Consider the following 10,731-nt stretch of genomic DNA (forward strand, 5'->3'; position numbering starts at 1 on the left):
GTCAGTAAAAGCTACATGATAAAATCAGGTGGAGGGCAACCATAAAGATAATTACTCTCCACCAAATGTTTATACTCCATAAAGCTAGTGTTAAACTTTCTTCGTTCACTGGCCCGATTATTTGCCCCCAAAGGTGCTGATTCCGGCAATGAGTGCATCTAATCGTCCCGCCTGGTTGGTTCCGTAAACCGCCCCCTCGACACCGTTCACCGCGCCCCGTACCTGCCAGACGGCCCCCTCAACTGAGTTGATGGAGCCTTTCAGGCTGCGCACTTCAACTGACAAGCCGTCGACCGAGCTCGTGGTGCGATTAGCCGAGTCTTTGAGAGCCGCTTCGGTCTTATCCCCCAGATTGCCCAGTGCCTGCTTCTGGTCCTTGTTGAGCACCTCCAGCGAGTCGGTCACCTCGTCGCTTAGTTTACCCAGTGCCTGCTGCTGATCCTTGTTCAACTCATCGAGTGAATCCGTAACCGCATCGCTTAGTTTCTCCAGTGCCTCTTTGGTGCTCTTGGCTGAATCGTCAACTGACTTGGTCACGTTCTTGCTCAAACTGTCGAGCGCATCGTCGGTGTCCTGGCTAAGCTCATCGAGTGACTTGGTGACCGCATCGCTTAATTTATCCAGTGCCTCGGTCTGATCCGTGTTCAGGTCTTTGAGCGCGTCGGTTACTTCATCGCTTAGTTTATCCAGTGCCTGCTGCTGGTCTTTGTTTAACTCATCGATTGAATCCGTTACTGCATCGCCTAGCTTCTCCAGCGTGTCTTTGGTGCTCTTGGTCGAATCGTCGACTGACTTGGTCACGTTCTTGCTCAGCGTGTCGATGGCCTTCGTCTGGTCTTTATTGAGCGTCTCCAGGCCGGTTTTGGTGGTGGTGGTCAACTTGTCCAGCGACTGGCGTTCGGCCAGCCCGTTGGTGTTGATGACCTTCTCGGTGCGGTTGCCCAGTGAGTTGAATAAAAACTCAAGATTCTCGGTCAGATCATTCAGGTTATTATCACCCCGTTTGAGCAGCTTGTCAAAGCCGTCTTCGGTGGTTTTAGCCAGTTTGATGGCATCCTGCTTGACCTGGTCCTGCACTTTCTCCAGGCCGGTTTTGGTGGTCTGGTTGAGTCCCATCAGTGAGAGTAGGAGCTTGTTGCCGCTGGCGTCAATGGCCTTCACCATTGCGTCGGTCGACTCACTAAAGCCGGTACCAAGTTTGATCGAGATGCCCGCTAACAGCAGCCGCTGGCTGTTGCCGCTGGTGTCGATGGCTTTGGTAATATCCCCACTGGTTTTCTCGCTGGCCGCTTTGATGGCCGCAATGATGCGGGTGCTTTCGCTGGTGCTGCGCGTCTCCAGGCTGCTCATGCCTTTGACGATGGCATCAACCAGCTCATCGGTGCTGGCGTTCTGGGTCAGCACCATGCTGAGCAAGACATTGCGCAGGGTGGTGTTGAGCTTATCGAACGATGAGCTCTGGCCGGTGCGCAGGGCTTCCAGCCCTTTGATGGTATCGCTCGATAGGTAGTTCAAGCCCTGGCGAAAGTCCAGAGCCAAATTGCCAAATAAGAGCTTTTGGTCCGAGCTCATCTTGTCGACCGAATCAACGATTTTGGCCAGCAGCTTGAGCTGCTCTTCACCCTGCTTTTCGGCTTTTTCCTGAGCCGCTTTGGCCTCGGCTGAGCCCGCCAAACTGCTGTAATCGTCCGAGCCGTAATCACCCGCACAAGCGGCTGCTGCTTCGGCATCGGCAGCGGCTTCAGCAGCGGCTGCTTCGGCTTCGCGTTGGGCTTCTTCAGCGGCTTTCTTAGCTTTCTTGGAGCCAAAGAGGTGCATTTCCTGCTTCCAGTAGGGGGTTATAAACAAGCCCCCGTCTTTGAAGCCTGCGGGTTTGCCCGTTGCTGAGCGGTCATTGAGCGTAACGGGTCGGTCCCGTTTGCTAGGGGTGCGGGCATTGCGGAACATCTCGTTGATGAGCGGCAGGTTGGCCGCTGTCTGCTCCCGACTGATAATGGCCTCATCGCCTTCCATTTCGCCCACGTCCCGACCCGTGGCCCGGTCGATGAGCGCAATGCCGCCCCGCCCGTACTCCGAGCCGTGTCGGCCCCCGCTTGGAATAAAGCCCCCATGCCGAAAGGCCGGTGCGGGCTGGCTCTTGATCATGGCCACCTGAATGCCGGTCATCACCGCCGTGGTCGCGGCAAACACCAGGTTGATCGGGAAAAAGCCCGACGCCAGGGCTTTGATGGTGGCCAGGGCTCCGGCAATCAGGGCCGATGCCACGTCGGCTTTTTTCTGAGCCTCCCAGGCTTTGCGCTTGGCCTCGGCTTCAGTGGCCGCTGCTTTCTTGTTTTCAGCCTCGATGCTGCGGTTGAGCTCTTTCTGGTTCTGAATGCGGGTCTGCTTTTCGGCTTCGACTTTTTTGAGCTTTTCGCGTTTCTCTTTCTCGGCTTCTTCAATTTTTTTGTCAGCCTCTTCTTTGGCCAGCCTGATCTTTTCTTTTTGATCGGCTTTGGCGTTGGCCAGGATTTCTTTGGCTGCTTTCTCATCACCCTTCTGCACCGCTTCGATGGCCTTGAGCTCGGCATCCTGCTCATCTTTGGCCAACTCGATCTTGGTTTTGGCCGTGTCCTTCGCCAGTTCAGTCTGCGCTTTAGCCGTGTCTTTAGCGGCATCAATTTTGTGCTCTGCTTCGTCGGTGGCCTGCTTTTTAGCCGTCTCAAAAGCGGCTTTGGCTTCGCTCAGCAGCTGCTGACGGGTGGCCTGGTCGATGTCCTTTCGCTTGTTGATGGCCGCAACCTCGGCATCGCGGGTGGCTTCAGCGGCATCAATTTTTTCGTTCTTCTCGTTGGTAGCCGATTTGATCGACTCTTTTTCGGTTCGCTGAGCGGCATCGATGGTTTGCTTGGCCTCATCCTGAGCGGCTTCGATAGCGGCTTGAGCGGTATCTTTAGCCGCTTCTTTCTTGCCATCGGCATTCTCTTTGTAGCCCGACAGCTGCTCATCGAGCTTTTTCTTTTCTTCACTGCTCGACAGCTGCCGATACTGCTGCTCTAAATGGAGATGGTCGCCTGGGTAGCGGATTTGATCGCTGAAATCTTGTCGTTCGACTCCTGGGTGACTTTCTGCTTTTCAAACTCGGCAGCATCCTGAGCCGCTTTCTCCGCTGCCAGCTGATCATTGAGCAGGGCAACTTTTTCATCGCGCTCTTTCTTGGCTGCTGTAATGTAATAGCGGCTTCGGCTTTCTTTTGGTCAAGCTGATTGAGAAACCCGACAGCGGCGGTGGCCATCTGTGCAGCGGCTTCAAAGCCCGCCATGTCATCTTGCAGCTTCTTCTGCCAGGCTGATTTATTACCCTGCACCAGCTTATCAGCATGCTCCACAAAGCCGCTCAGATCACCTTTCAGAAGCGAGGTGAACGCACTGGAAGCATGGCCCCAGTTCTCCTTTTTCTTTTCCTGGAGCTCTTTGTCGATCTTGGCAATTTCGTCGGCATGCTTCTTTTCGGCCAGTTGCCGCTCATTATGAAAGCGGCCTTCAATGGCGGTGATGGCCTGCTCTTTCTGCTCGGTGGTGGTGGCCTCTTTGGCGGCTTTGGCCTTCTCAGCCGCTTCTTCGGCATCGAGCTTGTCGATGGTGAGTCGTAGCTGCGAATCCGACCGCTCTTTGTGAATTCGGGTGAGCTCAGCGGCATTGCCTTTGGCCTTCAACTAGCGCCAGTCGAACAGGGCATTCTCGGCTTTCTGCTGCTGGTCGATGATGGTCTTTTCGACGGCCAGCCGCTTGGTTTCTTCTTCTTCAGCTTTCTTGCGTTTTTTCTCGGCAAACTCGCCAGCCACGCGGGTGATGTCTTCCTGCAGTTTTTTATCCAGGTTAGCCAGCTGCTTGTTTTTGATGGTCTCGTCCTGAATGCCCCGCATGATCTCCTCAGCGGCCAGATCGCGCTTGGCCTGCAGCTTGGCAAACTCGCGCTGCATATCGTCTTTGATGCCTGCAATGTGGGCTTCGGCTTCCAGTTTGGCCAGGTCTTCTAAGGCTTTCTGAAATTCTTTCAGGTGTTTTTCGTTGTCCGCTTCTTCTTTCTTTCTGGCTTTCTCAGCGGCTTTCTCTCGATCTTTGATGGCTTTTTCCTGCTCTTTGGTGAGCTCCTTTTGAAATTTACCACCCTGCTCTTTTCCGGCAAATTGGGCTGCAATACCTGCATTGGGGTCTTTCCAGGTATTAATGATCTGAGTGACGCCCGTTTTGATATTATCACCCATTGAGGTCAGAGCGGCCTTGCCATAGTTCTTGGTTTCGTCCCAGGTCTTTTTTGCTCCCTCCACATTGCCCGACGTGAGCTCAATCGCTGCTTTGGTGAGGCTAAACAGCATTTGCCCTGTATTGGTGAACGTCTCGACTATGCCAACCACGTAGGTTTTGGCAATCAACAAAACTGTTCCAATGGCTTTTCCTAACAGGCTCAAAGCAGGAATCGAGCGGCTGACTAAATCCAGAATAGCCACGAAAATGGGTCGTAAGCCGGTGCCTAGTTCGACCTTCAGGGCATCAAACGAATCACCCAGATTACTGCTTTTACCATTCAGGGTCTCCATCATTTGCGCATTCTGACCACCGACACCGTCCATCTTGCCTAATGCCGTCATCACGCCTAGTGTCGCATCTTCCTGGCTTTTGAAGGTATTGACGACTTTGCCGCTTTTCTTGTCGAGTACTTCAAACCCTTCGCCCGTATTCTTGATGACTAAATTGGCATCTTTAAATTTGAACGTGACTTCTTCACCCGCTTTGCTGGCCCTGGTGCCGAACTCTTTGAGTCGCTCAAATTCACCCGTAGCGGCATCGAGTAGCCCTTCAACGAGTTGATCAAACGTTTTGCCCTGGGATGCGGCCAGGTCCGTCAGGGCCACCATTTCGCTCTTGCTTGGCCTGATGCCCCGGTTGACTAACTTGATATAGCCATCGGTGAGCTCATCGACCGAAAAAGCCGTTGTTGCTCCCAGTTCCTTGAGAGCCGCCAATGATTCTTTAGCGAGTTTGACGTTACCACCAAATGCCGTCGTTAATACCTTTTCGTACTTCTCGAATTTGGCCGTTGTCTCAAAAATCGACTTGCCGATGTCAACAATGTAGCCGACGATCTGCAGGGCAACGAACGCCTGAAAGGCTTTCTGCACCGTACCGACGCCACTGGTGATCTTCGACCACATGGTTGGTTTGCCCAAATCGTCGGACTGGGTTTTGATGTCATCGATTTGCTTACCGACCGCTTTGAACTGCTTTTCAGCCTCGGCCAGCCGCTTGGCTGCGGCATTGAAATCGTCGGTGCCTGGCTTGAGCTTGGACAGGTCTTTGTTGAGTTGGCCCACCAGCGTTTTTAGCTGGCTGTAGCTGAGTTGGGTTAAATCAACTTCTTTACGGACTTTGGCCGTCTCGGTGTTGACTGCGGCCAGTTCGTTTTTGTACTTCTTCCATTCCTCCGAGCCTTTGCCACCATTTTTCTCAATGTCCTTCAGGGTGTCTTTGAGTTGTTTGGCTTTGGTGTTCAGCTGGAGCAGTTCGTTGTCGAAGTCTCGGGTGTTGCCCTTCAGGGTGAGTGTGGCTGTTTCGTTTAAATTGATAGCCATATTAGTCGTTAAAAAGGAGTTTGAAACCGCGCATGGCCGTCAGTTGGGCTGCTTCGAAAAGGTCTTTGAACAGGTAGGGCAGCACGTCCTGCAGCAGTGGGTCCGAATAGACGCCCCGGTAACCCCGCTTGACGTTGGGGTAATGCATGCGGTTGACCTTGATGCCCCAGGCAATGCGCTCGATGGCTGCCGTGTCCGAGGCTGGCCGCACCAGATTGGCGGTCGGGTAGCCGGGTATTCTGGCGAACTTGCCCAGGCCGGTAAGCTCGACTAATCGCTCTAATGCCGCCAGCGGTGGGGTGCGGGCATAATTGAGGTTTTGCATGTCGGCAATGCGCACCAGGGCCGACATCTGAATGCGGGCTTGTACAAAGCCTTCTCCTTCTTCAGCCGCGAAGATTCGAAAGGAGTTGAGCATGTCCTGAGTGAGCACGAGACCCGCCTGATGAATGCGTTGTTTAAAGAGCTCGACTGCCTTGATGGTGTAGCCGTCGAGCACTTTTGCTGCATCGCGGTTGGTGGTGAGCCAGGTGGCCCGCGCGTCCCCGCGCATGCCGCCTGAATAGCTGCCTGATTCTGCCATGCCACGAAGGTGAACAGGCATTTGGCAAGCTGGAAGGACACAAAAAAGCCCTCGCCAGTGCGGCGAGGGCTAGTTGATTTTTAAATTTAATCAATTACATAACAGCTACTATATCATAGATATGAGGTTTTTATTTAAGTAAAGAATAAGCCCTAATCATATGCCTTTTTTATTCTTTCTGTGATCTTGCTATATGAAATGGGGATTCCGACGGTGATATTTGTAAATGGGCTTGCACTCGTAATGCCTTTAATGTCAGCTGTTAAGGTGACATCAAGTACCTTAACAGTAGCTTGCGCTTTCAAACCTAATATAGCCTGTCTAATGGTAGGGGGGAAAATGGTCTCGTCTCCGCGTTGAATACGTTGTTTGGTGACTACAAAGCCAAAAGTAGGTTGGAAGAAAAGGTCAAATGCTTTGGTTGCCTTCTCAATCGCAAAACCCACGGATATATACTGCTGATAAATGTGTGAAGGGAAAGAGAAATAATTATCTCTACTAATTGGTGAATTTATAACGACAATTCGCTGGCTAGCTAATTGTTGACTATAAGGAATTGTATCAATAATAGCAGATTCGATAGATGTAATTGGAGAAACTCGTTGACGATAAACATATTCGTATCTTAAGAAAACGGAAATTCTTAAATCTTTATCCTCCGGATTAGTTAAGGTGCGAAAAACGTCAGCATAAAAGCCGTAACTTCTAGTAGTTATCTCTCTGTTCAGGCCATAACGTTGAACAGCAAGCTGGGTAGTATCAATCGCAAGCGGACTTCCTGGAATTGTATTTATATAAGCTGTTCGTTGAAATACAGCCGAATCTTTAGTGAAATTTCTATGTGAGTAGGCCCCAACACGCATATGCACCAATTTGGATATAGTGAACTTAAAAATGCCTTCAAAGGAGGTGCTAGTTACTGGGCTACCATCATTGTTAGGATCAATATTAGATCCTGCAAAAAGTAAAAAATCGTCTTTAATTAGTGTGTCAGCCCGTGCATTACTAGTAGTAGATGTAGTACTGGCACTAGCTGTCGTTGCACTGACTGTAGTACTACTAGTCGCACTTGTGCTGGAAGTAGTGGTACTTGTAGGCATTGCACTACTAGCCCTATTAGAACTAGTTTGCCCAAAGACATTTAGATATGTAAAAACAGTTAGAAAAGTTATAAGTATAGCGTTTTTCATAGGCAATTTCGATAACATTAAAGTGGAGAGTTCAGCTGGCAAGGTCTTTATGTAGAATTAGATTTTCCACGGGAATTTTCCCCTTTTTGAGAAATTCCCGTGGTTATTCCTGCTACAATCTCAACTCGCCATTCAATACAAATATTACGCGAGAATGTTTGTATTGAATGGCGAGTTGAGATTGTAGCAGTGTATTTTGACAAGTGTAACTACCGTTCTTAAGCAGCCACCAGCAAACAGTCGGCAGGCTTGATGATGGGTAGGCTCACATTCACGCTCAGTACGAAGTAATCGACGCCATTGATGTGCACTTTCTGGTGCCACCTGAGTCCCGCTAGGTCGGTCTCTGTCAGATCGAGTGCTTGTTTGGCATAAAACTGGGTTTGCCGCATGGCTTCGAGCTCGCGCCAGTGGTTTTCATAAAGCCCGTCTTCGCCATTCCAGTAGAGTGAATAAAAGCCTTTTTGGGGTGATGCATCGGGTTCGCCCGCAACAATGCCGTTCCAGAACAAGAGTCGGGGAGCGAATGTGTTGCCCAGTTGGCTGAATTGGGCCGTAATTCCAATCTGAGCGGCTTTCGTGCGGCCATCGATGTCATCGGTCATCAAGGTCGAAAAACGGCTCTTGAGGGGCGCAAAATTGGGTGGTGTGCCGGGCGTCAGGTAATCGGCCATGATTGCGGGCTTGTCCTTCATCAACCCATCGTTCGAATCCAGGTCGTAGCCCAGCTGCAGCCGGGTGTTGACCTCGGGCGTTTTGACCGCTTTACCGACTGCTTTCGCACTCCAGTCGACAACGGCTGCTTTGGTGATGGCATCCTGCCAGAAACCGATTGTGAGCCGACGGTCAGCGAAGTTGAAATCAAAGCGCAGGTTGAACAGCTTTCTGATCTCCAGCAAGAGCTCAGTCACCGTCAGGGTAGGCAAGTGCCGGTTGACGGTGGTGGCTGAGTCGAGTGCCCTGGTGTTGTAAAGTAGCAGCTTGGAAAAAACCGGGTGACTTACAAAGTCACCATCGATGGTGGTGCCGGTGGCCTGGCTTATTTTCTTAAGCAGCCAGGTGAGCAGAATCATGGGCGTTTGCGGCCCGGTGCCTGACGGGTCGTTTACCTTGCCGTTGTAATTGACCGCTGGCCCGTTGGTGCCGTAAAAGTCAGGGTTGCAAATGATGGGAAATGCAGCCGCTGTTATCCCGTCCGAGTTGATTTCTGCGTTGAGCAGCCCCGCCAGCGGTAACGACCCAAAGTCGAGCTCGGTGAGCGACTCGTTTTGCCAGTCACCAAAAAATTCACCGAGCGGCTCAACCATCTGGCCCACGTACCCCGCTGGCCCTGCCTCGGTCAGCACATACATGGCTTCCCGAATTAAATGCCCGCCCCAGTACCGCTCAAAGCGTCGACGTTGCAAAATGCCCCCCACCTGCGGCTGCTCCCAGTAGCCAAAGATTTGCTGGTTGCGCCTGCTGAGTGGGAACGCGGGCAGGTTGGCCGTCGAGCCGGGTATTTTGGTGTAGTCGAAGTGCGGGTTGACTAGATTCATGTCCAGGCTACTGCCTGCGGTCAACTCGACCGACTGGCCGTCAATGCGAATGTCTAAGCTCATCGATCTTCAAATTTTACGTAGTACAACTCACCCGATGCCGGTGCGGGTCCGGTGCCGTTTGCCCCCACCAGGCTCAAAAGCTCATAGCCGTCTTTGTTGTGGGTAAAGTCCTGGCTTCTCAGCAGCACTCCCAACAGCTTTACGGTACTCAGGTCATTAGTGATAGTACGGGAAAGAAAGCTTTCGGCCCTATAGAAGACGAAGCCAATGTTAACAAACGGCGAGCTGAAGTGGGATTAGGTCCAATAGAAGAATACGCTAAACAGTTTGGTTTAGACTATAATAAATCACTTAATCGCTAACGGGTTAGCTGGCTTTACGAGTGGAAAAGCTCTCAAAGTAGATAGCCGATGAGTCAAAATTCAGTAGTCAAGAAAGTTGACAGGCTCCTCTACTTCGGTCTTCGGCTATTAACAGGGACCAATTTGAACTGCCTGAGATTAGTCAATAGTTATTATGTGTTGGTGTATGATTGTACATACCGTGAAAGTAATCCTGTTGATTACTCTGTCTATGTTGGCACAAGCTAAAGTTAAGGCTCAGAGCGCACCATTAGACACCTATTCGCACTTGGACACGGTTCAAGCTGTCAAGCGCTTATTTGCCACCAAGCGAACAGCTAGTGAAGTTTATCTGGGCGTTGGCCTGCCTGTAACGCTAATTGGCGCGGGTAGTGCTTTTTTGGTTACCACCTTAGCCAGCACCATTAAACTAGGAAAAGGAAATTCAGCGCCTATCATCCTCGCCAGTAGTGGAGTGGGTCTAGTACCAACAGGCATTGGCTTAGTCCGATACATCCGTTTTAGTCGCAGTAAGGAGCAGGCTATTCTGGATGTTTATCAGGAAAACAGAAGGGTGCCTAAGCGGATCGAACGTCAACTAAAGCCTAAATATTTTTGGTAAATAGAAAACAGAAACCTAAGCCTGTTTACTTGAGATTGGTAATTGTTTTCAACATATATACTAGTTAAAAATAGATCACGATAAAGCGTAAAGCATAGTAAGTCGACTTATTAAATCGCTTTGCCCTTTATCGTGATGGCCTATTTCTTCATTTGACCTACATACAGCGATAGGTTCAGACCAACAAATGATCGCTTGGCGTTCAGATTACCAAAAGCCGTCAGACCAATCCCAAAATCTTTTGTTGAGGTGATGAATCGAATGTCGCCAGGTAAGCCAACGGCCAAGTAGCGAGCAGGCTCATAATAATTAGAACCATACAGGATTGGGTCACCGATTGTCGAGAGATACTTCCCCCGATTGACTCCCCATACAGTGCTTACGCCCGTCGAGAAACGAAATTTACCGGCTTTAATTCCATACAATAAAGCCATTTCCTGGCCCATAATGCCGGGACGGTTATCGGAAAACAATTCGCGATTATCCGTATAACGGGCAATCAGTAAGGTCGGTTTATCGGCGAACTCGTACCCTAAGGCCATCATTCCACTAGGAAACTGACTCACCCCCAATCCCACCCCAAGCCAGTAATTAGTTGAGTCAGACTTCTGGGAATAACTAATGCTAGCCGTCAGACAGATGAGCATTATAGCCCGACAGAATGTAAAGGATTTTATCATAACGTGGTAGCAAGTTAATATTGATGCAAAGTACAAGCTGCCCATTCTCTTCTGTCATAGTGACTACAGAATTTATCTCGGAGCGATAACTACCAGTGCTGTTGCGAAATAAGTATCGAATTGAAAGGTACTATTAAATAGACTGTTTTTCAATTATTTGCCG

General features: G+C 50.5%; 10 protein-coding genes. 3 read left to right on the forward strand and 7 right to left on the reverse strand.

All coding sequences use genetic code 11. The features are described 5' to 3' along the window. Window positions 1-117: 117 nt before the first annotated feature. Window positions 118-2,544 (reverse strand): hypothetical protein, encoded by a 2,427-nt coding sequence (locus M0L20_RS18200; RefSeq protein WP_248478426.1) that lies wholly within the window; start codon window positions 2,542-2,544, stop codon window positions 118-120. Here M0L20_RS18200 and M0L20_RS18205 point away from each other — a divergent pair. Beyond that, the gene (locus M0L20_RS18205; RefSeq protein WP_248478427.1) at window positions 2,485-3,039 is read left to right on the forward strand and encodes a hypothetical protein; all 555 of its coding nucleotides are present in this window, start codon (window positions 2,485-2,487) and stop codon (window positions 3,037-3,039) included. The two genes, M0L20_RS18200 and M0L20_RS18205, sit on opposite strands and share 60 nt — an antisense overlap. Here M0L20_RS18205 and M0L20_RS18210 read toward each other — a convergent pair. The 5 genes from M0L20_RS18210 to M0L20_RS18230 all read right to left on the reverse strand — a co-directional run bounded on the left by M0L20_RS18210 (window position 3,005) and on the right by M0L20_RS18230 (window position 8,985). Further along, entirely contained in the window at window positions 3,005-3,694 is a 690-nt protein-coding gene (locus tag M0L20_RS18210; RefSeq protein ID WP_248478429.1) for a hypothetical protein, read from the reverse strand. The genes M0L20_RS18205 and M0L20_RS18210 overlap by 35 nt on opposite strands. Beyond that, the gene (locus M0L20_RS18215; protein ID WP_248478430.1) at window positions 3,695-5,611 is read right to left on the reverse strand and encodes a hypothetical protein; all 1,917 of its coding nucleotides are present in this window, start codon (window positions 5,609-5,611) and stop codon (window positions 3,695-3,697) included. 1 nt (window position 5,612) lies between these two features. Next, the gene (locus tag M0L20_RS18220) at window positions 5,613-6,194 is read right to left on the reverse strand and encodes a hypothetical protein (RefSeq protein ID WP_248478432.1); all 582 of its coding nucleotides are present in this window, start codon (window positions 6,192-6,194) and stop codon (window positions 5,613-5,615) included. Window positions 6,195-6,346: 152 nt separating this feature from the next. Continuing rightward, window positions 6,347-7,384 (reverse strand): hypothetical protein, encoded by a 1,038-nt coding sequence (locus M0L20_RS18225; protein WP_248478434.1) that lies wholly within the window; start codon window positions 7,382-7,384, stop codon window positions 6,347-6,349. Window positions 7,385-7,602: 218 nt separating this feature from the next. Next, the gene (locus tag M0L20_RS18230) at window positions 7,603-8,985 is read right to left on the reverse strand and encodes a hypothetical protein (RefSeq protein WP_248478436.1); all 1,383 of its coding nucleotides are present in this window, start codon (window positions 8,983-8,985) and stop codon (window positions 7,603-7,605) included. Between the two features lie 98 nt (window positions 8,986-9,083). Between M0L20_RS18230 and M0L20_RS18235 the strand changes: the two genes are divergently transcribed. Both M0L20_RS18235 and M0L20_RS18240 read left to right on the forward strand, forming a co-directional pair. Then, window positions 9,084-9,287 carry a DUF6624 domain-containing protein gene (locus M0L20_RS18235; RefSeq protein ID WP_248478437.1) on the forward strand — a complete coding sequence of 68 codons (204 nt, stop codon included), beginning with the start codon at window positions 9,084-9,086 and terminating at the stop codon, window positions 9,285-9,287. A gap of 166 nt (window positions 9,288-9,453) precedes the next feature. Further along, a complete protein-coding gene (locus M0L20_RS18240) occupies window positions 9,454-9,888 on the forward strand; it encodes a hypothetical protein (protein ID WP_248478438.1) in 435 nt (144 codons plus the stop codon). Between the two features lie 140 nt (window positions 9,889-10,028). Here the strand turns inward: M0L20_RS18240 and M0L20_RS18245 are convergent, their stop codons facing one another. Further along, entirely contained in the window at window positions 10,029-10,568 is a 540-nt protein-coding gene (locus M0L20_RS18245; protein WP_248478439.1) for a hypothetical protein, read from the reverse strand. Window positions 10,569-10,731 lie beyond the last annotated feature (163 nt).

The organism is Spirosoma liriopis (assembly GCF_023196085.1).
Taxonomy (GTDB): Bacteria; Bacteroidota; Bacteroidia; order Cytophagales; family Spirosomataceae; genus Spirosoma; species Spirosoma oryzicola.

What these genes read in the sequence shown, in the direction of transcription:
- M0L20_RS18240 (WP_248478438.1), top strand. Translation starts at nt 9,454, where the DNA reads ATGATTGTACATACCGTGAAAGTAATCCTGTTGATTACTCTGTCTATG.
- M0L20_RS18245 (WP_248478439.1), bottom strand. Translation starts at nt 10,568, where the DNA reads ATGATAAAATCCTTTACATTCTGTCGGGCTATAATGCTCATCTGTCTG.
- M0L20_RS18220 (WP_248478432.1), bottom strand. Translation starts at nt 6,194, where the DNA reads ATGGCAGAATCAGGCAGCTATTCAGGCGGCATGCGCGGGGACGCGCGG.
- M0L20_RS18230 (WP_248478436.1), bottom strand. Translation starts at nt 8,985, where the DNA reads ATGAGCTTAGACATTCGCATTGACGGCCAGTCGGTCGAGTTGACCGCA.
- M0L20_RS18225 (WP_248478434.1), bottom strand. Translation starts at nt 7,384, where the DNA reads ATGAAAAACGCTATACTTATAACTTTTCTAACTGTTTTTACATATCTA.
- M0L20_RS18215 (WP_248478430.1), bottom strand. Translation starts at nt 5,611, where the DNA reads ATGGCTATCAATTTAAACGAAACAGCCACACTCACCCTGAAGGGCAAC.